Source organism: Vibrio splendidus 12E03, from assembly GCF_000272105.2.
Taxonomy (GTDB): domain Bacteria; phylum Pseudomonadota; class Gammaproteobacteria; order Enterobacterales; family Vibrionaceae; genus Vibrio; species Vibrio splendidus_I.
In genome coordinates this window covers 66637-91517 of record NZ_AJZD02000021.1, presented here as the reverse complement: position 1 = coordinate 91517, position 24881 = coordinate 66637, and the positions used below count along the sequence as shown (strand labels likewise).

The following is a 24881-nucleotide window of genomic DNA, read 5'->3' as shown; positions in this document are numbered from 1 at the left end:
TGTCGAATTTTAATACGGCAAACTGGACATTTATCCAGTATCAAAATACCATTTAATGAGTTATTTCCAATTAGGCTAAATCATTATCATGCAATGGATTATCGAACATCAGGCAACGCTTATTGCTGCAATTTCTGGCGCGCTCGTCAGCGGCGGTGTGGTGGGTTGGTGGATTAAACAGAAGCTCTCTTTTCAGCAGCGATTGCTCGAGCAGCAGCTAGAGTCCGATCGTTTGTTGCATGAATCTCAGCAAGCCCAGCTCAAATTATCACTCGCAGAGGCGCAACAAGAACTCAATGAGTTAGATGATGACCGAGACAAAGCGGCATTCGAGCTCAAGCAGGCGCACGGTAAGGTGATGGCTGCGATGGAAAAGCTGCGCTACTTTGAGGCAGTGAAGCAAGAGCGCCAGCAATACGCCGATGAGATCAATGTACTTAAGGATCATAAGTCTGAATTAGAAGCCGAGCTGCGCGAGCAAGAAGCAAGGCATGACCAAGAAAACCTCGCCAATAGCGAAAAGCTACAGTTGCTAGAACAAGCCGAGTCTCGACTTAAGCAGCAGTTTGAATTGTTAGCGAACCAATTGTTTGAAACCAAAACCGCTAAGGTCGATCAGCAGAACAAGCAAAGCTTAGAAGGTTTGTTGTCTCCATTGAGAGAGCAGTTGGAAGGCTTCAAGAAACAAGTGAACGATAGCTTCAGCCAAGAGGCCAAAGAGCGTCACACCTTGGTACATGAACTTAAAAACCTGCAGCGTCTGAATGAGAGCATGACGCGTGAAGCGGTGAACCTGACTCAAGCGCTCAAGGGTGATAACAAACAACAAGGTAACTGGGGCGAAGTGGTATTGGCTCGCGTGCTTGCTGAATCAGGGCTGCGCGAAGGCCACGAATACCAAACGCAAGTGAACCTGCAAAACGATGCGGGCAAGCGTTATCAACCGGATGTGATTGTCCATTTGCCACAAGATAAACAAGTGGTGGTCGATTCTAAAATGGCGTTGGTGGCATTTGAACGCTACTTCAATGCCGAAACCGACCAGCAGCGAGATGCTGCATTGCGTGATCACTTGGTGTCATTGCGAGCGCACATCAAAGGCTTGAGCCAGAAAGATTATCATCAGCTCAAAGGCATACAGAGTCTGGATTACGTGTTGATGTTTATCCCGGTTGAGCCAGCATTTCAAGTGGCGATTCAGGCGGATCCTAGCTTGGTGAAAGATGCGATGGAGCAAAACATCATCTTGGTCAGCCCAACTACTTTGCTGGTGGCACTGCGTACCATTGATAACCTGTGGCGCAACGACAGACAGAACCAGAACGCACAAGTTATCGCGGAACGTGCGAGCAAGCTTTACGACAAGCTGCGCCTGTTTGTTGATGATATGGAAGGCCTTGGCAGCTCACTTGATAGAGCCAACCAAAGCTACCAAGGGGCGATGAATAAGCTAGTGACGGGGCGAGGCAACGTGATTCGTCAGGCGGAAAGCTTCAAACAATTGGGTGTTGAAGTGAAGAAACCGATCTCGATTGGTTTGGCTGAAATGGCGCAAAATGAGGCTTTTTCAGAAAATGCCTCCTTAGTAGAAAGACAACCTGCTGAGGATAAAGTAAACTAATCGGCCGCAGCGCCTCTAAATACAAAGAGCGCTGTCGATGAGAACTTACCATGGTAGATAACAGCATTATGGACACAAGCGTGCAGACAAATTCAGCAGTAGAGTCAGAAACCACACACTTTGGTTTCGAAACAGTCGCAAAAGACGAAAAAGTCGCGAAAGTAGCAGAGGTATTTCACTCTGTAGCCGCTAAATACGACATCATGAATGACTTAATGTCGGGTGGTGTTCACCGCTTGTGGAAGCGATTCACGATTGATTGCAGTGGCGTTCGCCCTGGTCAGCGTATCCTAGATCTTGGTGGTGGTACTGGCGACCTTACTGCGAAATTCTCGCGTATTGTTGGTGAAAAAGGCCATGTGGTTCTTGCTGATATCAACAACTCAATGCTGAATGTTGGCCGTGATAAGCTGCGTGATAGCGGCATTGTTGGCAACGTACACTACGTACAAGCGAACGCTGAAGAGTTGCCTTTCCCAGATAACTACTTCGATTGTATTACGATCAGCTTCTGTCTGCGTAACGTAACCGATAAAGACCAAGCGCTGCGTTCTATGTACCGCGTGCTTAAGCCGGGTGGTCGTCTGTTGGTTCTTGAGTTTTCTAAGCCAGTGCTTGAGCCACTATCAAAGGTTTACGACGCATACTCCTTCCACCTATTGCCAAAAATGGGTGAGCTAATTGCTAATGATGCGGATAGCTACCGTTACCTTGCAGAATCTATTCGTATGCACCCAAATCAAGAGACTTTGGAAGGCATGATGCAAGAAGCGGGTTTTGAAAATACAAAATACTTCAACCTAACGGGCGGCATTGTTGCGCTGCACCGCGGTTACAAGTTCTAGTCGAGCTTGGTAGCAGGCTCGCTGAGCGTGCTAAACAATAAGAATAAAGATAGAACGGATAGGTTAAGGCTTATCCGTTTTCAAAGGTAAGGACAGTCATGCCATTTGATCCATTGGTAACCGCGGTTATTGAAACCTCTTTAAATACTTTCGTGAACGATGATCCAGCTTTGGTTCGTCGTTTGTCTCGTTTAAAGGGGCAGATCATTCAAGTCAATTTGAAAGAGTTGAATAAAACACTCACTTTCGTTTTCAGCCAACAAATTGATGTGTTGTCAGAATACGAAGGGCAGCCTGACTGCTACCTATCTTTGAACCTATCGGTGTTACCTGAACTGCGTGAGCAATCGAACATCACCAAACTGATCAAGCAAGATAAGCTGATCTTAGAAGGTGATATTCAACTGGCTCAGAAGTTTGCTCAACTGATGACAGACTGCAAGCCTGACTTGGAAGAGTGGCTATCGCGTGTGACTGGAGATGTGGTTGCGCATACCTTGGTACAAGGCGTTAAAAACGTCGGTGGCTTTGTGGCAAAACAGGCGACTAAGCATCAAAACCATGTTGCTCAAGTTCTGACTGAAGAGTGGAAGATCGCACCTGCACCGTTAGAAGTCGCGCATTTTTGCGACCAAGTTGATGACGTAAAAAGCTCTGCTGCTCGTCTTGAAGCTAAGTTGAACGCTCTGTTGGAGAAAGCATGACCCCAACAGAACTGAAACGTCTTTATCATATTATCAAGGTACAGTTGGAGTACGGCCTTGATGAATTGATGCCTGAGCACCAGTTGACTAAAGCCCCTTTACTGGCGAGAAAGTCACTGTTTTGGCTCAAGAATAAGCATCAAGATAAAGAATTAGGCCACCGCTTGCGTTTAGCGTTGCAAGAGTTAGGGCCTGTTTGGATTAAGTTTGGTCAGATGATGTCAACGCGTCGCGACCTATTTCCTCCTCATATCGCTGATCAGCTAGCACTATTGCAAGACCAAGTGGCGCCATTTGATGGTCAATTGGCTAAGCGAGACATGGAAAAAGCGCTCGGTGGTAGCCTAGATAACTGGTTTACCGACTTTGATATCGAGCCATTGGCTTCTGCTTCTATCGCTCAGGTGCATACCGCAAAGCTCAAAGAGAGTGGTCGCGAGATTGTTCTGAAGGTTATTCGCCCTGATATTCGCCCGGTGATTGATGCAGATCTAAAACTAATGCACCGAATGGCGCGTATAGTCGCTAAGTCGCTTCCTGAAGCACGTCGTTTGAAACCGGTTGAAGTCGTTCACGAGTACGAAAAAACGTTACTTGATGAACTAGACCTGCGCCGCGAGGCGGCGAATGCGATTCAACTACGACGTAATTTTGAAGGCAGTGAAGAGCTGTATGTCCCAGAGGTTATCCCTGATTTAAGCAGTGAAACCCTGATGGTGTCAGAGCGAATCTATGGTATTCAAGTATCCGATATTGAAACTCTGAACGCCAACGGCACTAACATGAAATTGCTGGCTGAACGTGGTGTGACGGTATTCTTTACTCAAGTGTTCCGCGACAGTTTTTTCCATGCAGACATGCACCCGGGCAACGTATTCGTTAACCCAGAGAATCCAGATAACCCTCAGTGGATTGGTTTGGATTGTGGCATTGTCGGCACGCTCAACAGCGAAGATAAGCGCTATTTAGCAGAGAACCTGCTGGCTTTCTTCAATCGAGATTATCGTAAAGTTGCCGAGCTTCACGTAGATTCAGGTTGGGTTCCACACGACACCAACGTTAACGATTTCGAATTCGCGATTCGCATGGTGTGTGAGCCGATTTTTGCAAAACCACTTGGCGAGATCTCATTTGGCCATGTGTTGCTAAACTTATTTAATACAGCAAGACGTTTCAACATGGAGGTTCAACCTCAGTTGGTGCTTCTGCAGAAGACCTTGTTGTATGTGGAAGGCCTAGGCCGCCAGTTGTATCCGCAACTTGATTTGTGGGCAACGGCGAAGCCTTTCCTTGAAACCTGGATGATGAATCAGGTGGGGCCACAAGCTGTGATCAACGCAGTAAAAGAGCGTGCGCCATTCTGGGCAGAAAAACTGCCAGAACTGCCAGAGCTACTTTATGACAGCTTGCGCCAAGGTAAAGCGATGAACCATAGAATGGATCAGCTTTATCAAGGTTATAGAGATAGTAAGCGTCAGCAAGCAACTGGAAAGTTTTTGTTTGGCGTTGGAGCCACTTTAGTCGTATGCTCCGCAATATTAGTTTCAAGCCCTTATGAGCAGCTATCTATGGGCTGTGGCATCGCAGGTGTCACATTTTGGCTGCTAAGTTGGCGAGCTTACCGTCGTTAGACAGTAGACTTCCTTAATATTTTTTATGTGTAGACAGACCCGAGGACAATGACAATGGGTGGTATCAGTATTTGGCAACTTCTAATCATTGCTGTAATTGTAATTTTGCTATTCGGAACGAAGAAGCTGCGCGGCATGGGCGGTGACTTAGGTTCAGCGGTTAAAGGCTTCAAAAAGGCAATGAGCGATGAAGACAAGCCTGCAGATAATAAAGATGCAGACTTTGAACCAAAGAATATTGAACAGCAGAAGACAGAAGCTCACGCTGAAACAACTGCTGAAACAAAGAAAGACAAAGAGCAGGCGTAAATCGTGTTTGATATCGGTTTTTGGGAACTGGTATTAATATCTGTCGTTGGGTTAGTGGTTTTAGGGCCTGAGCGTTTACCTGTGGCAATTCGCAGTATTTCCAAGTTTGTTGGACAAGCGAAAAGCATGGCAAACAGTGTGAAAGATGAACTTTCTCATGAGCTTAAGGTGCAAGAGCTGCAAGAAAACCTGCGTAAGGCGGAAAAAATGGGTATGGAAGATTTATCTCCAGATCTTAAAGCGTCAGTCGATGAACTTAAGCAGGCCGCTGCTGAAGTTCAACGTCCGTATGCTAAGCCTGAGTCTGATAAGCCAAGTGAGACTAAACCTAGTGTCACGGAAACTGTGGAATCTGAAACCATTCAGGTCAACAGCGAAGCTTCAGCATCGTCAGATAAGAAAGCCGAATAGTCTCGCAAGGAGGAGTCGCCAGATACTTAGTAGCTAGATGTTTAAGCAAATAGCTATGTAAGATAGAAACACGTGCGGCTCCTTTTCGATCTTCCTGTTTAAGAGGTTTGACATGTCTTCGACTGAGCAGACACAACCTTTAATTAGCCATCTTCTAGAACTACGTAATCGCCTACTACGTGCGATTGTCGCGGTGCTAGTGATATTTGTCGGGCTAATTTATTTTGCTAATGATATTTATGAATTCGTATCAGCACCTTTGGTAGATCGTCTACCGGAAGGGGCGACGATGATCGCAACCGATGTTGCATCGCCATTTTTCACACCACTGAAATTAACCTTGATCGCGTCTATATTTCTCGCGGTTCCGTTTATTTTGTATCAGGTGTGGGCTTTTGTTGCTCCAGGTTTATATAAGCATGAAAAACGCTTGATCATGCCGCTATTGGCTTCAAGTTCATTGCTGTTTTACTGTGGTGTGGCGTTCGCTTACTTCATTGTATTCCCGTTGGTATTTGGCTTTTTTACGGCCATATCATTAGGGGGAGTAGAGTTCGCAACCGACATCTCAAGCTATCTTGATTTTGTACTCGCGCTGTTCTTTGCTTTTGGTATTGCCTTTGAAGTGCCCGTTGCGATTATCTTGCTATGTTGGACGGGTGCAACAACGCCTCAATCTCTGTCTGAAAAGCGTCCTTACATCGTCGTAGGTGCTTTCATCATCGGTATGATGCTGACACCACCAGATATGATCTCACAGACACTGTTGGCCATTCCAATGTGTATTCTGTTTGAGATTGGTCTGTTCTTCGCACGTTTTTATACGCGTAAGCCAGATGCGGATGAAGAGGAAGAAGCTGAATCTTAATTCGGAATGCTTCAGTAAGAATCACATAATAAAAAAGCGGCCTAGGGCCGCTTTTTTATTATGTCTGTTTATCGAATCTTTAACTGATAGCCACAGTTCTGACATATATAGAGCTCTTTGATGCCCAAAATTTTATGCCATAGAGTTCGATGTTGACGTTGTAAGTGTTGTGAATGGTCACACATAATCAACTACCTCCATATGCAGGTGGTTGATACTATACATATCACTTAGCTTTCTCAAATAAATTCAGGGCAAATCCGTAATAATTACTTATTAATAGATTTATCATAAATTAAACAATGATTTAGCATTGGTGTTGGTTATGTTTTCGACTTCTTCAAGGGTAATTCCGCGCAATTCGGCGATGCGTTTTGCCACCAATTCTGTATAGGCTGGCTCATTGCGTTTACCGCGATTCGGTGTTGGTGCCAAGTATGGGCAATCTGTCTCTAGAATGACGTAATCCATATCAAGATGTGGGATTACCTTGTCCATCCCTGAGTTCTTAAAGGTCGAAACACCGCCTAAACCTAAGTGAAAACCTAACGCATTGATTGCTTGAGCTTCCTCTAAGCTGCTACCAAAACAGTGGAACACTCCGCGTAAGCTGCCATCTTGTTCTGTTCGAAGTAGGGCAAGTGTCTCTTCAATAGAATCACGAGTGTGGATCACCACAGGTAGATCGAGCTCTTTTGCCCACTGCAGTTGGGTCACGAAGGCCATCTCTTGTTCAGCCTTGAAGGTTTTATCCCAGTACAAGTCGATACCAATCTCACCCACGGCGATAAAGTCATGCTTATCAAACCAAGCTCGAATGGTTTTCAGGGTTTGCTCGATATTCGCATCCACATAACAAGGGTGTAAGCCCATCATTGAACGGCACACATCAGGAAACTGAGCTTCCGTCGCTAACATTGGCTCGATAGATTCTAAATCGATGTTCGGTAATAGAATGGTATCAATACCTTGAGCTTTTGCGCGATGCACCACTTGTTCACGGTCTTCATCGAATTCGCTAGCGTAAATATGAGCATGGGTGTCGATCATTGTTTTGTCCTGAATGCGGTCTTTACTGAGTTGCCATGAGTATACGGCAGTGTGAGGAGAAGGTCATTTTTTGCCATTTCTCCCTGTTTTTGAGTGGGTTTTATATTTTACTGCTAGCGTCCTGAGCCATCAGTGATATGCTTTTGCCTGTATTTAGCACTTTTCATATCTAAGTATTTCGGTACTTAGACTAGGCAAGGAGAATCTAGTGTCTGTTTCAATTCAAGGTCAATTCCCAGGTCGCCGTATGCGCCGTATGCGTAAGCACGACTTTAGCCGTCGCCTAATGGCAGAAAATCAATTGTCTGTGGATGATCTAATCTACCCAATGTTTATCCTAATGGGTAAAGACCGCCGCGAGCCTGTCGAGTCAATGCCAGGTGTTGAACGCTTGTCGATCGATTACATGCTCGAGGAAGCAGATTACCTGTCAAAACTGGGTGTTCCTGCGATTGCTCTATTTCCAGTCGTGAACCAAGACGCTAAAAGTTTATGCGCAGCTGAAGCTCATAACTCAGAAGGTTTGGTGCAGCGCGCTGTACGTTTACTAAAAGAGCATGTGCCAAACATTGGCGTTATTACTGACGTAGCACTAGACCCGTTCACCACTCACGGCCAAGACGGCATCATCGATGAAGATGGTTACGTGATGAATGACGAGACGACTGAAGTGTTGATCAAGCAAGCATTATCACACGCTGAAGCAGGTGCTGACGTGGTTGCACCGTCAGATATGATGGATGGTCGCATTGGTAAGATCCGTGAAGCGTTAGAAGAAGCAGGTCATATTCATACTCAAATTATGGCGTACTCCGCGAAATACGCATCGTGCTACTACGGTCCATTCCGCGATGCCGTCGGCAGTGCTTCGAACCTGAAAGGTGGTAACAAGAAGAACTACCAGATGGATCCTGCAAACAGTGATGAAGCCATTCACGAAGTCGCTATGGACCTTAACGAAGGTGCCGACATGGTGATGGTTAAGCCTGGCATGCCTTACCTAGATATCGTGCGCCGTGTGAAGCATGAACTTCAAGCGCCGACATTTGCCTACCAAGTGTCTGGTGAGTATGCGATGCACAAAGCAGCGATCCAAAACGGTTGGCTTAAAGAGCGTGAAACCGTCATGGAATCACTGCTGTGCTTTAAGCGCGCTGGTGCTGATGGCATTCTTACTTACTTCGCTAAAGATGTGGCTGAATGGCTTGCAGAAGACAATGCACAAGCCGCAGAGCACTTAAAAGAAAAGTAATCGGTAGAGTTCACTTAAGTGATCAGTAAAGGGTTGGCCATTGTGCCAGCCCTTTCGTTTATAAGGATGAATAAGATGTCAGTTGTCGTACGTGAAGGTTCTTTAGAAGAAGTGGTGTCTGTGGTTGAGCAGATCTCTGAGTTCGCTAAAAAAGAGAGTGTCGCTTCTCTATCAGAGCGACTGGCAGGGAAAAAGAACCTTATCTTAGTGGTTGAAGAAGCTGGCGTGTTGCTTGGCTTTAAGATCGGCTATGAGTTGGAGCAAGATACTTTTTACAGCTGGTTTGGTGGCGTGTCACCGCTCGCGAGGAATAAAGGCGTTGCACAGGTGCAATTAGACGCTCAAGAACAGTGGGTTAAAGAGCAGGGTTACAAGCAGTTAAAGGTTAAGTCTCGTAACCAGTTCCCTGCAATGTTGCGCCTGTTATTGAGAAACGGTTACCTAATCGAAAAATTTGAAGAAAAAGAAGACATTAATGACCATAGAATCCATTTTTTGAAGCAAATTTAAGCACTGTTGTTAACGGCTTATAAATTAAATGAGATTTATTATCATTTAAGTGTTGACTATTAAATGAGAATCATTATTATTAACTTCGTCTTAGGGAATGAGGAAATGTTCACAAGGATGTTAAGTACTCAAGTATCTACTTGGTTACCCAACAGAATTCTCGCGAACTTGTACTAAGTTCTTTTTGACACGACATTGCTCACATTGCTTCCAGTGTAATTTATAGCTTTTAGGTAAAGCTGTGGTATTCAATTTGAATGGCTTTACCGGTTTTTGCTAGGCGACATCTTCGGGTGTCGCTTTTTTTATACCTACCATTTCAACAAGATGCATATTTAGTGGCACGTATTTTTATGAATAAAACGCCATCAGCATTCTTTTCCACAACGCAAGATCGAGAAAAGATCGTTGATCACCTGTTCGATCTGTAAAATTATTCTTTATTTTCAATTATTTATTGGTGTTTTCTGAGTTGTTCACCTTAGTTCTCAACAGGGTGGATAAATAATATAAACAGAGTTATCCACAGAACGCTTGCGTCTAAGAACAAAAAATAACAACAAATCGATTATAACGAACACAACCGAGTGAACGGATACAGATCGACAACGTGGAATCCAACCAACAGACGTGGCATTCTTAACAGATAATTTCTGTACTTACTGGATACACAAACATTATGGCTCGTATTCCTGATAATCCATTGATTCTGATCGATGGCTCTTCTTACCTATATCGCGCGTTCCATGCTTACCCTGGCACAATGAGCAATGGTGATATCCCAACTAACGCTGTTTACGGTGTAGTTAACATGCTGCGCAGCATGATGCGTCAATTTGCTTCTGATCGTATTGCGGTAATTTTTGATGCGAAAGGAAAGACGTTCCGTGATGACATGTACCCAGAGTACAAGGCAAATCGTCCACCTATGCCTGATGATCTTCGTTGCCAGATTGAGCCTTTGCACAATGTGATTCGTGCAATGGGTTTGCCACTTATCTCTATTCCCGGCGTTGAAGCGGATGACGTGATCGGTACGCTTGCTTCTCAAGCTTCTGCGATGGGTATGCCTGTGCTTATTAGTACTGGCGATAAAGATATGGCCCAGCTTGTCGATGACAACGTTACTCTGATCAACACCATGACCAACGTGGTAATGGATCGTGAAGGCGTGATTGAGAAATTTGGCATTCCGCCAGAGTTGATTATCGACTACCTTGCGCTGATGGGCGATAAAGTCGATAACATCCCAGGTGTTCCGGGTGTCGGTGACAAGACAGCGACTGCTCTGCTGCAAGGCATTGGTAGCATCGAAAAGCTGTATCAAAACCTGGATGATATTGCCGCTCTTGGCTTCCGTGGTTCAAAAACCATGGCTAAGAAGCTGATTGATAATAAAGACAACGCTGAGATGTCTTACGAGCTTGCAACGATTAAACTGGACGTCGAGTTAGAAGAGACACCGGAGTCGCTTGTAAAAGCACAACCAAACACGGATGAGCTGATTAAACTATACGGTCAACTGGTCTTCAAGTCTTGGTTGAACGAGCTACTTGAAGGTGGCAGTGGTGTGGTTGAGGCGGATGAAAAGTCGGGCGCAGTGCGTAGCAATACGGCATCAACCACTTCTACCGTAGAAATGAACACCTCTGCCGTGACGATTGATCGCAGCAACTACGAAACTATCCTCGATGAAGCGTCATTCAATGTTTGGCTAGAGAAACTGAAAGCGGCTGAAGTGTTTGCTTTCGATACTGAGACAGACAACCTAGATTACATGATGGCGAACCTCGTTGGCCTGTCATTCGCGACTGAAGAAGGCGTAGCTGCTTACGTACCGGTTGCCCATGACTACCTAGATGCACCGCAACAGCTGGATCGTGATTGGGTACTTGAACAGCTTAAGCCGATTCTTGAAGATGACGCACAAGCTAAGGTCGGTCAGAACCTTAAGTACGATATGAGCGTTTTAGCGCGCTACGGTATCGAGATGAAAGGCATTAAGCACGACACCATGTTGGCATCTTACGTTTTCAACAGCGTAGGTGGTAAGCACGATATGGACAGCCTAGCGCTACGTTTCCTACAGCACAGCTGCATCTCATTTGAGCAAATCGCAGGTAAAGGTAAGAAACAGCTTACTTTCAACCAGATTGAGCTGGGTGAAGCGTCTCCATACGCAGCAGAAGATGCTGACGTGACTTTACGTCTTCATAACCGTTTGATGGAAAACATTGAACAAGATGAAAAGCTAAAAGCCATCTATGAAGAAATCGAAGTACCACTGATCCCTGTAATGTCTCGCATTGAACGTACTGGCGTATTCATCGATGACATGCTGCTAGGCGCTCAATCGCAAGAGATTGCGGTTCGTCTGGATGAGTTAGAGCAGAAAGCTTACGAGATTGCAGAGCAAGAGTTCAACATGAACTCGCCAAAACAGCTGCAAGCGATCCTGTTTGAGAAAATGGGTCTGCCAGTTATCAAGAAAACGCCATCAGGTGCGCCTTCAACCAATGAAGAAGTGCTGCAAGAGTTGGCTCTTGATTACCCGCTACCTAAGCTGATCATTGAGTATCGTGGTCTTGCGAAGCTGAAGTCGACGTACACAGATAAACTACCGAAGATGATCAACGCTGAAACGGGTCGTGTTCATACGTCTTATCACCAAGCGGTGACAGCAACGGGTCGTTTGTCTTCAACAGATCCAAACCTACAGAACATCCCAATTCGTAATGAAGAAGGCCGTCGTATCCGCCAAGCATTCGTTGCACAACATGGCTGGAAGATTCTGGCGGTCGATTACTCTCAAATTGAATTGCGTATCATGGCGCACCTTTCGGGTGATAAAGCGCTTCTGGAAGCATTCCAACAAGGCAAAGATATCCACGCGGCAACGGCGGCTGAGATCATTGGTGTTGATATTGAGAGTGTGACCACTGAACAACGTCGTCGTGCTAAAGCCGTTAACTTCGGTCTTATCTACGGCATGAGTGCCTTTGGCTTGGCTAAGCAACTGGGTATTCCTCGTGGTGAAGCACAACACTACATGGATACTTACTTCGAGCGTTACCCTGGCGTAATGCAGTATATGGAAGACACGCGCAGTGCAGCTTCAGAGCAAGGCTTCGTTGAAACCATTTACGGTCGTCGTCTGCACCTTCCTGAGATTCAATCTCGTAATGGCATGCGTCGTAAAGCAGCTGAACGCGCGGCGATCAACGCGCCAATGCAAGGCACCGCGGCAGACATCATTAAGAAAGCGATGTTGTTGGTGGATGAGTGGATTCAAGCGGAAGGCGATGGTCGTGTGAAACTGCTTATGCAGGTACACGATGAATTGGTGTTTGAAGTGGAAGAGTCATCTTTAGCCGAAATTGAAAGTAAAGTACAAGAATTGATGGAATCTGCTGCAGAGCTAGAAGTGCCGCTTGTCGCGGAAGCTGGCCACGGTGACAACTGGGATCAAGCCCACTAATCAGTTTTTGACCTTAATAAGCAAATTAGTATGAGCCAGTGCACAAACACTGGCTTTTTTTTGTCTCAAATAAAGTTAAGTCGTAATAAGAATTCAGGTGTTTTAATAAAACATTCATGAAAAAAAACTACAAAAGTTGTTTTCATTTCTGAGCAATTGTTGTACATTAAATCTCGTAGGGTACAGAGGTAAGATGTTCTATCTTTCAGACCTTTTGTTTCACGTTATTGGATTAGGCTGATTCAGCCGCCCCAGTCAGTATTTGACTGGGGCGTTTTTTCTTGTGCGAAAGAAAAATATTTCCAACCTACCATTCCCCCGTAAAACCTCTTATTTTTAGCGCCTTTTATTACACTTTCTCAAGCACAGTGATAAACCCCTGATTTGCCTTAGATCTGGAATTCGATCAGCGTTTGGTAATTTAAATCCGTCTCTAAGTCGATTGTTTTATCACTTGAAATAACTTTTATTTTACAAGTTATCGATAAAGGATTGATGACTCACGCCTTATTTATCAGTGTATTGAGTCGGTGAATGCTCAATGTAATCCATGATTTTCTGTTGTTTCTCGGTGCTATATTTCAGTGCTTCGGCGGTGATCTGGATGGATTGCGCCATCGAAGAGATATTGTTGGTCGCTTTTACCAAGGTTTGCTGCATGGGTTTCAGGATAAGCAGATAGATAGCGGTCAAAGCGATAATAATCACACAGATAACGGCCGCCAGCGTAATGATGATCTTGGTCTGAATGTCATCCAACAGCACTTGGCTGGTTTGTTTAAAGGCGAGTCGAGATTGGTCTAAGGCCTGTGGCAGTTGATTGAGGGATGTCTTGGTGGAGCTCGCAAGCTTATTGATGCTTTCAATGGTTTGATTGAGGGCTTGTTGCTGGTCGTCGCTTAGATTGGGGTTGTTGACTATCGCCTGCAAAGATTGCGATATCACCTCAAGAGACTCACTCGCATCTTGGGCGTACTTTTCCATGCCATCTAGGTCTAATGTCATATCGACATTGATCAGTGGGGCTTGTTCTTGTTCTGCTTCAGAGGCAAACCCTGTCAGTGAGACCAACATAAGTGCAATGATGGCCAATGGTGTTTTCCACATGAGTATTCCTTTCTCATTGTTCTGATTATTTAGATGTGTCTTTTAGTATGGTTCACTTCTATTGGTTTTAGTGGCTAAATCCGATCTTTAACACTAAAAACTTAGGCTTAACTCACTAATTTTTGGGCAAAAAAATACCCCACCTATATAAGGAGGGGCATTGATAAGGCTAAATCACCTGTTGTAAGTGCTCTAACCTATAGCGATAAGTAGAGGAATTACTCTGAGTCGTTATGCTCTTCGTCCGCTAACTCATCAAGGATTTGATCAGCAAACGCTGGAGCAAACCACTCATCCATCTTGGCACGCAGTTGGTCAACGCCGATGCCCTTCATAGAAGAGAAGACATCAACCGCCACATCACCACCGAAAGATTTTGCATCGTTACGGATTTTCAGTAGCTGTGCTTTACGCGCACCACTTTTCAGTTTGTCTGCTTTTGTTAACAAAACCTGCACTGGGATACGGCTATCGATAGCCCAGTAGATCATTTGTTGGTCAAGGTCTTTCATTGGGTGACGGATATCCATCAATACCACTAAACCTTTCAGGCTTTCACGTCGTTGTAGGTATTCACCTAGCGACTTCTGCCATTTTTTCTTCATCTCAAGTGGTACTTGAGCAAAGCCATATCCAGGTAAATCGACGATATGACAACCGTCCGTTACCTTAAATAGGTTGATTAGCTGAGTTCGACCGGGTGTTTTACTGGTTTTCGCCAAGCTTTTTTGGTTTGTAACGCGATTTAGCGCGCTAGATTTACCAGCATTGGAGCGTCCTGCAAACGCAATTTCGATCCCTTCGTCTTCTGGTAAATGACGAATATCAGGTGCACTGGTAATGAAATGCGTGTTTTGATAATGAATTTTTACGCTCACTGTTAACTCCATCTCGACTTTGTGTAGTCGATTGATTACTTTTTTGTGAATTTGTGTAAAATAACCGTGCTCGGCATAAGGTCGCCTATTGTACCATGAGTGGCAACATAGAGTGGTACTGGAAGCTTGATAATTATAATGGAATGTCATGAAGAAATTAGCGCTAATTTTGAGTCTTTTAGCCAGCTGCTCAGTATGGGCTCAAGGTAGTATTGAAGCTGGTAAAGCCAAATCACAAACATGTGTTGCCTGCCACGGTGCTGACGGCAACAGTCTGATCACTCAGTACCCTAAGCTGGCCGGTCAACATGAGAAGTATCTAGAGAAGCAGTTAAAAGAGCTTAAGCTAGGTATGACAAGTGGTGGTAAGCAAGGTCGTTACGAACCTGTAATGGGTGCAATGGCGATGCCTTTATCTGAAGAAGATATGGCTGACCTAGCGGCATACTACGCCTCTCTACCTATCTCTAGTAACTCTACTCCTGAAAATGTAGTAGATGAAGGTAAGGTTCTTTACACTGCTGGTAACGCAGAACGCGGCGTAACGGCGTGTATTGCTTGTCATGGCCCACGTGGTAATGGTACCGAACTTTCTGGTTTCCCTAAGATTTCAGGTCAGCACGCAGATTACATCAAGGCTCAACTTGAAAAATTCCGCGATGGTGACCGTAATAACGACATGAATGCGATGATGCGTGATGTAGCTAAAAAGTTAACAGACGCTGATATTGATACCTTATCGAAGTACGTTGGTGGTTTACACTAATTTGTCGGTTTCTTGCTCTTAGCCAGAGTAAAGGAATGTACGTTCGAGCGAGATTGAAGAGACGCCCCGATCTGTCATGGTCGGGGCGTTTTCTTTTGTATTGGTTTTATTAATGCATTTTGTGTTTATGTCTGATTTATCAATGTGTGATCGATTTGTGTACAAAAGTGTGAAGTCGCACTCTTGTAGTCTTTTTGTAACACGGTAAAGTAACCGCCATCAGCTAGGAGCTGACTTAGATATGGATGATCATCTAGTCTAACGGTATAGACAGAAATGGATCAGGCTAGGACAGCCCAGCAACAAGGTGTTAGAAAAGGATAGCCAAAACTCATCAGGACGATGAACAACAAACAAATTTGGCATGGAAAGCACCAATAACAAATGGAGATTTGTGTACCAAGTTGAGTATGCAAATTTTGGCCGATATAGGCAGATTTAGAGAGCGATAGGTTTTCCTATCGCTTTTTTTATTGATTTGATGAAAAAACACCCAATACCTCTCCACTATAAACTCAGTTTCTGGTATGTTTCGCATCCCTGTTTAAGGATGTGCTATGTATACTTGTCCCTTATGCCATCACCAAGGCGTGAATCACTATTTTGAAGACAAACGCAGAGCCTATCTGCAGTGTCAGCAATGTGAACTGGTATTTGTTAAACCTGAACAAAGGTTAGAAGCAAAAGAAGAAAAAGCACACTATGATCTCCATGAGAACGATCCTAGTGATGCAGGCTATCGCCGCTTTTTATCTCGCATCGCGGATCCACTAACAGACAAAATTTCATCTAACTCACAAGGGTTGGATTTTGGTTGTGGCCCAGGCCCTACGCTATCTATTATGTTAGAAGAAGCCGGACACACCATGGAGTTGTACGATATCTATTACCACCCAGAACCCTCTGTGTTGGAAAAAACGTATGACTTTATGACTGCCACGGAGGTGATAGAGCATCTTTATCACCCAGACAAAGTGTGGCAGCAATGGTTGAATTTAGTTAAACCCAAGGGCTGGATTGGTCTTATGACTAAACTAGTAATAGACGTAGACGCGTTTGCTGGTTGGCACTACAAGAATGACCCGACACATGTCGTCTTCTTTAGTCGTCAAACATTCCAGTTTTTGGCAGAGCGGGATAAGCTCGAACTAGAATTTTTTGGAAATGATGTAATTTTACTGAGGAAAGTGCAGTAATGGGTCGTAGTAAGAAATCAAGAAAACCGGGAGCACTTGGCGCTCCGGAACCTATGGTTACTCGTAACCGTAGTGAATCTGATGTTGAAGGTCGTGAACGTAAGCGTGTTAAAAAACGTAAAGGCCTTAAGTCTGGCAGCCGCCACTCAGATGGTAGCGAAGCAAAACAGCGTAAAGCTGCACAAGCTCGTGATCCACGTTTAGGCAGCAAGAAAAAAATCCCGCTGATCGTTGAACCAGCGAAGAAGCCGACTAAACAAGAGCGCAAGCTATCTAACGAACAAGAGTTAGAGATGCTTGAGAATGATGCTCAACTGAACACACTGCTAGATCGTATCGAAAATGGTGAAAACCTAGGTGCGGGTCTACAGAAGTTTGTTGATGAGAAACTTGATCGTATCGAACACCTAATGGGCCGCTTAGGTCTACTAGAGCCAGAAGACGATGAAGAAGAGATCTTCGAAGAAGCACCGGTTGCATCTAAGAAGAAAGCGAGCTCTGATGAAGACTTGCTATCTCAATTCGAAGATTTCGATTTAGACAGCTTTAAAGGTTAATAGCCAATGAACGTAACCTTATTAGCAATTGCTGGTGGAATTATCATTCTCGGCTTGGGCTCTTACGCAGGTTACCTTCTACTTCAAGTGAAGAAGCAGACGGAGTTGCAAAAGCAGCATCAAGCACTAGCCATTGAAAAACGTAACGCGACGATTTACGACAACGTAAATACTCTGTGCTTAGCGGGCATTCAAGGGCAATGTGACTTGCCTGAGATCAGTATCCGAGTGTGTATCATTATGGATAATGTTCAGGGTGATGAGCGTGTCGATTTTGATTCTGAGTATCCTGCTCTTTCTGAGCTGTACCATATCGTAAAAGATATGGCTCGCGGAGAGGCAAGACAGGAACTGACGAAGAAAGAACGCATGCAGCAGAATCTCACGCGCCACAAGGCAGAGACTCGCTTGAATGATGCGGTCATTGAAGATCTGAAAAGGTTGCAAGAGAAGGTTAAACCTCTCAACAACCAAATCAACATTCAGATGATCTAGTCGCTAAGACTTTTAAACTAGAGGCTTGTTTAATACAGGGTGTTCTTGAGACACCTTATCTTTAGAGATAGTGTTAAATGAGCCTTCTTACCTTTTGCGTCTCGTTAATCCCGACGCTTTGTTAGTGATCAAGCTAGCAGTTCTGAGTTTTTGTCTAAAAAATTGATTTTGTCTTGGAACGACCTTATAGGTCGTGTGGCAAAATAACCCGTCTATATTTTAATGTATGTAAAATGATTTGAGAGACCTTAGGTTCTCGCGGATCTAAATTGGAAATACCGCTATGTCGAGCAAGCCAGTAACAACGAATCAGCAAATCGTTTGGGATCAAGAGATCTTAAACAAGTACAACTATTCGGGACCTCGTTACACCTCATACCCAACTGCGTTGGAGTTTCATGAAGCGTTTACCGTCGCTGATTACGACATGGCGTGTACTCAATATCCTGAGCGTCCACTCTCTCTTTACGTGCATATCCCGTTCTGCCACAAGCTTTGTTACTACTGTGGTTGTAATAAAGTCATTACTCGTCACTCGCATAAAGCGGATGAGTACCTTGATGTGATTGAACATGAAATCCGCCAACGCGCCTCTCTATTGAATGGCCGTGAAGTGACGCAATTGCACTTCGGTGGTGGTACGCCAACGTTCTTGACCAAGACACAAATCACTCGCTTGATGATGATTCTACGTGATGAGTTTAACTTCACCGCTGACGCTGAAATCAGTATCGAAGTTGACCCGCGTGAGATTGAGTTAGACGTACTCGACCACCTACGTAGCGAAGGCTTTAACCGCCTGAGTATTGGTGTTCAAGACTTCAATAAAGAAGTACAGAAGCTGGTTAACCGTGAGCAAGATGAAGAGTTCATCATTGCGATGGTTCAGCGTGCGAAAGAGCTAGGCTTCCGTTCAACCAACCTTGATTTGATCTACGGCCTACCAAAGCAGACTCAAGCTTTGTTCGCTGAAACATTGAAGCAAGTGCTAGAGATGAAACCAGGTCGTTTATCGGTATTTAACTACGCACACATGCCTCAGCTGTTTGCGGCGCAGCGTAAGATTAAAGACGAAGATCTACCTGAAGCGAAAGAGAAAATGGCTATCTTGCAAGATACCATCGAGACGCTAACGGGAGCGGGTTACCAGTTCATCGGTATGGACCACTTTGCTCTACCTGAAGACGAGCTAGCAGTAGCACAGCGTGAAGGCATTTTGCATCGTAATTTCCAAGGCTACACCACCCAAGGTGAAGCTGACCTAATTGGCTTCGGTGTTTCTGCTATCTCTATGGTCGGTGATGCTTACGCTCAAAACCAGAAAGAGCTGAAGAAGTACTACGCACAAGTTAACGACCTGCGTCATGCACTTTGGAAAGGCGTTGCTCTAGACAGTGACGACCTTCTACGTCGTGAAGTGATTAAGCAGCTTATCTGTAACTTTAAGCTTGATAAAACGATGATTGAATCTGAGTTCTCGGTTAACTTTAATCGTTACTTCAAAGAAGATTTAGGGCTGCTGCAAACCTTCATCAACGATGAGTTGGTTGAAGTCGACGACAAAGAAATCCGCGTGACTCTGCGTGGTCGCTTGTTGATTCGTAATATCTGTATGTGTTTTGACAAATACCTACGTGCCAAGGCTCGCCAACAGCAGTTCTCTCGCGTGATCTAATCGCTCGATTGAGAATAGAAACATAAAAAATGCCAGCATCATGCTGGCACTTTTGTATCTGACTTATTCGATTTCTGCCTGATTTAGGTGAGGCTCTCTTTGGTATTTTGCTTGACCTTGGCACTTTGATTAGTGTTACTGAGGTCGGTAGGCCATTGGTCAAACGGAACTGGGCGACTGTATAAGAAGCCTTGAGCAAGCGGGCACTGCAGCTGCTTGAGAAGTTCAGCCTGTTGTTGTGTTTCAACGCCCTCTGCCACCAAGCTTACTTTGAAGCCCTTAGTGATGTTAACGATGGCCGCGACGATGGAGCTATCTAGGTTCTCTTTATCAAGTTTGCTGACAAAGCTGCGGTCGATCTTAAGGCAGTCGAATGGCAGTTTGTGTAAGTAAGCCAATGACGAATAGCCGGTACCAAAGTCATCAATCGCAATTGATATCCCTAGTGCTTTTAGAGTCAGCATGTTATCGATGATGGTCGGGTCGTTGTCGACGATGCGTGATTCGGTGATCTCTAGTGTCAGGTTGCTTGCTGGCAGATTTGTGTCTCGCAACGTGCCTTTTACTTGTTCCACAAAGCCACTTTCGCTTAGCTGAACGACCGACAGGTTGACGTGAATAGAGAAGTCCTTGCTCCATTTTCCTGACTCAATCGCGATGGCTGTATCTCGACAGGACTTATGCAGAATTTGTTTTCCGATATCGTAAATGAGCCCGCTCTCTTCCGCGAGAGGAATGAACTCGAGTGGCGAGATCATTCCTGCATCGGTTATCCAGCGAGCTAAAGCTTCAGCTCCTATGGTCGAGCCAGATTCCAGATCAATAATAGGCTGGTAAAACGGTTCGAACTGCTGAAGCTCAATCGCTCGATTCATCCGCGCCAGCATCTTGGTTCGATGTCTTGATGCTTTGCCCATTTCAGGGCTATAAATACTGACACTGGTTTTGTCTTGTTTCGCATTGCTCAATGCAATGCTGCTGCTGCGTAGCAGGAGTGTAATGTCGTGAAGATTCGAGACATTCACTATCCCCATCGATACCTTAATCACCACGCTTTCCGATTCCATTGAAAATGGGGAAGCGAAGGTTTGAAGTAAGCGGTTAGTCAGCAGCTGAACATCATCGCTTTGCGTTACGTTTGGCGCGTAGATGGCAAACTCATCACCACCAGTGCGAGCCAATAGGTATTCGGATGGCAGTGTGCCTCTTAAACGAGCGGCAGCAATAATAAGCAGCTGGTCGCCATTGTAATGACCTAGGCTGTCATTGATGTCTCGGAAGCGATCAATACCAATCAAATACAGTGTGCCTTTTTCGTTGTCGGGGTGTTTCTTGGCAGCGTCAATAAAGCCTTCACGACTGTATAGCTTGGTTAATGAGTCATAGGTAAGTTGAGACTGTAATGCATGAAACGAAGCCTTTAAGTTGTTGGTCATTTCATTGAATGACTCGACCAACATGCTGGTTTCATATATATGCCCTGTTTTGGGCATGCTCGCGTCCCAATCGCCCTTAGCAAGGCGTTTTGCCGCATCCGCTGTCGAGGTGATGGGTTGGGTTGCGCGATTAAAGGCAATTAATCCTGCAATGACCCCAATGCAGCTCAGTGCTAGCCCAAGCAACCAACTGTTTCTTTGATTTTCTGGCAATTCACCGAGCAGATTGCTTTCAGGGATCGACACCCCAATAAACCACGTGAGCCCGTGCTCATCTTCGTATGGGGTGATTTGGTTGAAGTAGCGTTCGTTGTCTAGGCTAAAGCTAAAGCGCTGCTCGCCCAAATTCTCGATTAGGTGGAATTGCTCTACGTAGCTAGCACTCTCACGTATGACTGGGTTAGCACTCTCTGTTGCCAGTTTGCGTTGCCCTTTGTTGGTTTGTCCTGTGCCCCATGAAACGACACTGCCTCCGCCTGAGTGCGCGACCAAGCGTTTCTGCTTATCGATGATGTAAACAGAGGCATCCGTTCTATCTTTGAGCTTTCTGAGAAACGCATTGAAGGTATTGATTTTGATGTCGCTGACGACGACGGCTTTGAATTCATTATCATCATAGATAGGCGCGAGAGCAGATAAGGTGATTTCTTGACGTTCGTCAGCATTGGCATAAATTGGTGACCATAACGGTTTTTTCTGTGTCGCAATGGGAGTGTACCAAGGACGGATTCTAGGATCGTAACCTGAAATCACCGATCGAATGTCTTCACTAATTTTGCTGCCACGGTAAATGACCAGCTGATCATTGGTGCGTTCGTCTTGCACCATCAAGGTGTAGCCTTTGTTGGCTTCTTTGCGGAAACCTACGTAGTTACCATCTTCAGAACCAAAGCCGATCGCATCGAGTTGAGGTACAGCAGTGTAATGGTCTGAAAACGTATAAAAAATATAGTCTTGGACCTTACTAAGATTGCCGGCTTGATAAAGATGGTGGTAGCCGATGTTATGGCTGAGCGAGAGGTTGGCGTGAAATGGCTTTTCTAAAAAATTAGACAGGCTTTGATGAACATTGTCAGTTAGTGATGTTAGCTGGCGTGCACTAACATCACTCACCATCTCTTTGTAGCTTAGCTTTTGAGTGAAAACCATAACACCCATAGTGAACAGAAAAATCATCACGAATGGCAGAACCACTGCGGTTCTCAAAGTAATTTGTGTTTTCAAAGACATCTTTAGCTACAACTTTGGTGAATAGTGTACTGTAATTGTACCGACACTATTCAAACCAAGCGACACTTTTTTGGTTAAAAAGTAGCTGCATCGAGAATCATATAAGGTCTAGTACAGTTCTTTGAGCTTACGAGTTAGGGTGTTTCTTCCCCATCCCAAAACCTTAGCTGCATCCTGTTTATGACCATTAGTGTGGTGGAGTGCAGCTTCTAGCAGTATACGTTCAAATTCTGGCAGAGCATAAGTTAGCAGCTCTTTTTCTCCTGAATCAAGCGCACACTTTGCCCAATTAGCGAGCAGTTGTTGCCAGTTATCTCCAGTTCCTGAGGTGGTCACCACTTTTTCTTCTAGCAGCTCTGGTGGCAGGTCTGAAGGAAGAATTTCGCTGCCGCTGGCCATCACGGTAAGCCAACGACAAATGTTTTCAAGCTGACGCACGTTACCCGGCCAATTGAGCTGGTTGAGCTTCAAAATGGTCTCAGGATGCAGTGTCTTCACTTCAACACCGAGCTCTTCGGCGGCGGATGCTAGGAAGTGATGAGTCAGCTTTTCAATGTCTTGTTTACGTTCGCGAAGTGCCGGGATATGGATTCGGATAACGTTGAGTCGGTGGAAAAGGTCTTCACGGAAGTCGCCTTCATGCACTAAGCGCTCAAGATCTTGGTGGGTTGCGGCAACGATACGAACGTCAACCTTAACCGCAGAGTGTCCACCCACACGATAAAATTGGCCATCAGAAAGTACACGTAGCAAGCGAGTCTGAATATCGAGTGGCATGTCGCCGATTTCATCAAGAAAAAGCGTGCCGCCGTTGGCTTGTTCAAAGCGTCCTTGGCGAACGCTGTTAGCACCGGTAAAGGCACCTTTTTCGTGGCCAAACAGTTCAGACTCGATCAGATCTTTGGGGATTGCTGCCATGTTCAAGGCAATGAAGGGCTTCTTAGCTCTTGGGCTGTGACGATGCAGAGCGTGAGCGACCAATTCTTTACCAGTACCAGATTCACCATTAATAAGAACCGAAATGGATGAACGAGACAAACGGCCAATCGCTCGGAAAACCTCCTGCATTGCCGGTGCTTCACCGATGATTTCTGGTGCGTTGGTGTCTTCAGCAACTTCACTGGCTTGCTCGCGCTTCTGTTCTTGGCTGTGTGCGATTGCTCGTTCGACTAGAGTCAGTGTCTCATCAATATCGAACGGCTTTGGTAGATATTCAAAGGCGCCTTTTTGATAAGCATTCACCGCCGCATCAAGGTCTGAGTGCGCGGTCATAATGATCACGGGCAGGTCGGGAGAGCGCTGGTGAACTTGGTGTAACAGCTCAATCCCATCAATGCCGGGCATGCGAATATCAGACACCAAAACGTCTGGCGTTTCTCGTTCAAGCGCAAGTAACACGCTCTCAGCATCAGCAAATGTTTCGCACTTTATATCCGCAGATGAAAGTGTTTTCTCTACTACCCAGCGGATAGAGCTGTCGTCATCGACGACCCAAACGTATCCCTTACTCATAATTCAATTCCTTTGCAGCCAAATCTATTGTGATAATCATTGTTGTTTTTATGATGTCTTAATCTTTGTGTTACCGAGTTAAGCCTTTCATCTCGCTGTCCAATCACGAGGTTCTTGTGACCTAAATCGGTAGGTAAATCGTGAATGTGGTGTTGCCTGGCCAGCTTTCAACATCAATTTTCCCATTGTGTTGATCGATCAGGTTTTGAGAAATCGATAGCCCCAGCCCTGTTCCACCTTCTCGTCCGCTGACCATTGGGTAAAACAAGGTATCTTTTAAATCATCGGGGATGCCCGGACCGTTATCGCTAATCTCAATACGAGCCGCGAGTTTGTGTCGCTGCCCGTGAATATTTGCTTGATGCACCGTTCTGGTGCGAATGGTGATTTTTCCAGAATCCTGAGTCTTTAGAATCTGTGCCGCGTTGCTCACGATATTGAGCATCGCTTGTTCAACCTGTGCCGAATCCATCAAGATGTCCGGCAAGCTAGGGTCGTAATCCCTTTCGATGGCGAGCGTTGAACCCGATTCGAGCTCTACGAGCTGCCTTACTTTCTCAAGTATCTGATGAAGGTTCTCTTCTGATTTAGTCCCCGGCTTCTGAGGGCCAAGCAGGCGGTCGACCAATGCTCTTAGGCGGTCGGCTTGCTCAATAATGATCTGTGTATATTCATTAAGAGACTGATCAGGAAGCATTTTCCCAAGTAACTGCGCCGCACCTCTTAAGCCACCTAATGGGTTCTTGATCTCATGTGCTAATCCGCGCACCAGCAACTTAGCCGCTTGTTGTTGTGCGTGTTGGTTGAGCTCTTGGCTAAGGCGTCTTTGCTGGTCTATCTTGCGCATCTCAACCAATAACAGCGTCTCTCGCTGCCAAGATATAGGGCTAACCGTGACTTCAAGCATCAGTGGGCGGTTATCAACAACGAAGGTAACGTCACTGTCGGTAATGCTCTGGCCACTTTGTAGCGGTTGAGTCAGAAGTGCCAAATCAAGTGAAGCGTGTTGGATAAGTTGGCTCAGTGGATGATCAACGATGCGTCGTGCGCTCTGTGAAAAGAGCTGCTCAGCCGCCGGATTGGCGTATCGGACATACAGTTGCTCATCGAGCATCAATGTCGAAGTCACCATATTGTCGAGAATGGCGCTGGAAAGATGATGTGTATCTATGCTGTCGCTTTTGGCTGATCGATTCACTATTTCGTCCTTGAACTGGTGTTTTCCTTGCTGCACCAAATTGGTGCGTAGCTAAGTTCAAGTATGGCGCATATCAACCAGAAGCTAAAGATAATTCATTAGAGTCGCTGAAAGCTGCTTCGATTAGGTGAAAAGTAGAGGTTATTTGGCCT

General features: G+C 45.2%; 21 protein-coding genes. 15 read left to right on the top strand and 6 right to left on the bottom strand.

Annotation, left to right across the window (positions count from 1 at the left end; genetic code table 11):
• The first annotated feature begins 88 nt into the window (after window positions 1-88).
• The 7 genes from rmuC (at window position 89) to tatC (ending at window position 6389) form a co-directional block, all read left to right on the top strand.
• Complete coding sequence (gene rmuC, locus A142_RS02630; protein ID WP_019826535.1) at window positions 89-1621, top strand: DNA recombination protein RmuC; 1533 nt, start codon at window positions 89-91, stop codon at window positions 1619-1621.
• Window positions 1622-1686: 65 nt separating this feature from the next.
• On the top strand, window positions 1687-2466 hold the full coding sequence (gene ubiE, locus A142_RS02625) for a bifunctional demethylmenaquinone methyltransferase/2-methoxy-6-polyprenyl-1,4-benzoquinol methylase UbiE (RefSeq protein WP_026012235.1): 780 nt from the start codon (window positions 1687-1689) through the stop codon (window positions 2464-2466).
• A 98-nt stretch (window positions 2467-2564) separates the two neighbouring features.
• A complete protein-coding gene (locus A142_RS02620) occupies window positions 2565-3170 on the top strand; it encodes a ubiquinone biosynthesis accessory factor UbiJ (RefSeq protein WP_017063051.1) in 606 nt (201 codons plus the stop codon).
• Entirely contained in the window at window positions 3167-4801 is a 1635-nt protein-coding gene (ubiB, locus tag A142_RS02615; protein ID WP_009848053.1) for a ubiquinone biosynthesis regulatory protein kinase UbiB, read from the top strand. Before A142_RS02620 ends, ubiB begins: the two co-directional genes overlap by 4 nt.
• Before the next feature lie 54 nt (window positions 4802-4855).
• Window positions 4856-5110, top strand: coding sequence for a Sec-independent protein translocase subunit TatA (gene tatA, locus A142_RS02610; protein WP_019826531.1), 255 nt, complete (start codon window positions 4856-4858; stop codon window positions 5108-5110).
• Between the two features lie 3 nt (window positions 5111-5113).
• Window positions 5114-5521: a Sec-independent protein translocase protein TatB gene (gene tatB, locus A142_RS02605; RefSeq protein WP_019826529.1), complete on the top strand. Its 408-nt coding sequence runs from the start codon at window positions 5114-5116 to the stop codon at window positions 5519-5521.
• Window positions 5522-5633: 112 nt separating this feature from the next.
• Complete coding sequence (gene tatC, locus A142_RS02600; RefSeq protein WP_017060156.1) at window positions 5634-6389, top strand: twin-arginine translocase subunit TatC; 756 nt, start codon at window positions 5634-5636, stop codon at window positions 6387-6389.
• A 288-nt stretch (window positions 6390-6677) separates the two neighbouring features.
• On the opposite strand, the gene A142_RS02595 is transcribed toward tatC, so the two are convergent.
• Entirely contained in the window at window positions 6678-7439 is a 762-nt protein-coding gene (locus A142_RS02595; RefSeq protein WP_019826526.1) for a TatD family hydrolase, read from the bottom strand.
• A gap of 208 nt (window positions 7440-7647) precedes the next feature.
• On the opposite strand from A142_RS02595, the gene hemB reads away from it, so the two are divergent.
• From hemB to polA, 3 genes are all read left to right on the top strand, one after another.
• On the top strand, window positions 7648-8691 hold the full coding sequence (gene hemB / locus A142_RS02590) for a porphobilinogen synthase (RefSeq protein WP_017060158.1): 1044 nt from the start codon (window positions 7648-7650) through the stop codon (window positions 8689-8691).
• Window positions 8692-8766: 75 nt separating this feature from the next.
• On the top strand, window positions 8767-9201 hold the full coding sequence (locus tag A142_RS02585) for a GNAT family N-acetyltransferase (RefSeq protein ID WP_019826522.1): 435 nt from the start codon (window positions 8767-8769) through the stop codon (window positions 9199-9201).
• Window positions 9202-9880: 679 nt separating this feature from the next.
• Complete coding sequence (gene polA / locus A142_RS02580) at window positions 9881-12679, top strand: DNA polymerase I (RefSeq protein WP_019826520.1); 2799 nt, start codon at window positions 9881-9883, stop codon at window positions 12677-12679.
• A gap of 507 nt (window positions 12680-13186) precedes the next feature.
• On the opposite strand, the gene A142_RS02575 is transcribed toward polA, so the two are convergent.
• Together A142_RS02575 and yihA are read right to left on the bottom strand one after the other, a co-directional pair.
• Complete coding sequence (locus A142_RS02575) at window positions 13187-13786, bottom strand: GTP-binding protein (protein ID WP_019826518.1); 600 nt, start codon at window positions 13784-13786, stop codon at window positions 13187-13189.
• 218 nt (window positions 13787-14004) lie between these two features.
• A complete protein-coding gene (gene yihA / locus A142_RS02570; protein WP_019826517.1) occupies window positions 14005-14664 on the bottom strand; it encodes a ribosome biogenesis GTP-binding protein YihA/YsxC in 660 nt (219 codons plus the stop codon).
• 148 nt (window positions 14665-14812) lie between these two features.
• On the opposite strand from yihA, the gene A142_RS02565 reads away from it, so the two are divergent.
• The 5 genes from A142_RS02565 to hemN all read left to right on the top strand — a co-directional run bounded on the left by A142_RS02565 (window position 14813) and on the right by hemN (window position 19353).
• A complete protein-coding gene (locus tag A142_RS02565; protein ID WP_012602993.1) occupies window positions 14813-15430 on the top strand; it encodes a c-type cytochrome in 618 nt (205 codons plus the stop codon).
• A 557-nt stretch (window positions 15431-15987) separates the two neighbouring features.
• Entirely contained in the window at window positions 15988-16626 is a 639-nt protein-coding gene (locus A142_RS02560) for a class I SAM-dependent methyltransferase (protein WP_019826511.1), read from the top strand.
• The gene (gene yihI / locus A142_RS02555) at window positions 16626-17183 is read left to right on the top strand and encodes a Der GTPase-activating protein YihI (protein WP_017060163.1); all 558 of its coding nucleotides are present in this window, start codon (window positions 16626-16628) and stop codon (window positions 17181-17183) included. The genes A142_RS02560 and yihI overlap by 1 nt, the downstream gene beginning before the upstream one ends.
• A gap of 6 nt (window positions 17184-17189) precedes the next feature.
• Window positions 17190-17678 (top strand): DUF2489 domain-containing protein, encoded by a 489-nt coding sequence (locus A142_RS02550; RefSeq protein ID WP_019826508.1) that lies wholly within the window; start codon window positions 17190-17192, stop codon window positions 17676-17678.
• 283 nt (window positions 17679-17961) lie between these two features.
• Window positions 17962-19353: an oxygen-independent coproporphyrinogen III oxidase gene (gene hemN, locus A142_RS02545; protein WP_019826506.1), complete on the top strand. Its 1392-nt coding sequence runs from the start codon at window positions 17962-17964 to the stop codon at window positions 19351-19353.
• 83 nt (window positions 19354-19436) lie between these two features.
• Here the strand turns inward: hemN and A142_RS02540 are convergent, their stop codons facing one another.
• From A142_RS02540 to glnL, 3 genes are all read right to left on the bottom strand, one after another.
• Window positions 19437-22019 (bottom strand): bifunctional diguanylate cyclase/phosphodiesterase, encoded by a 2583-nt coding sequence (locus tag A142_RS02540; RefSeq protein WP_019826504.1) that lies wholly within the window; start codon window positions 22017-22019, stop codon window positions 19437-19439.
• Between the two features lie 108 nt (window positions 22020-22127).
• On the bottom strand, window positions 22128-23531 hold the full coding sequence (gene glnG, locus A142_RS02535) for a nitrogen regulation protein NR(I) (RefSeq protein ID WP_017059224.1): 1404 nt from the start codon (window positions 23529-23531) through the stop codon (window positions 22128-22130).
• A 121-nt stretch (window positions 23532-23652) separates the two neighbouring features.
• Window positions 23653-24729 (bottom strand): nitrogen regulation protein NR(II), encoded by a 1077-nt coding sequence (gene glnL / locus A142_RS02530; protein WP_019826501.1) that lies wholly within the window; start codon window positions 24727-24729, stop codon window positions 23653-23655.
• Window positions 24730-24881 lie beyond the last annotated feature (152 nt).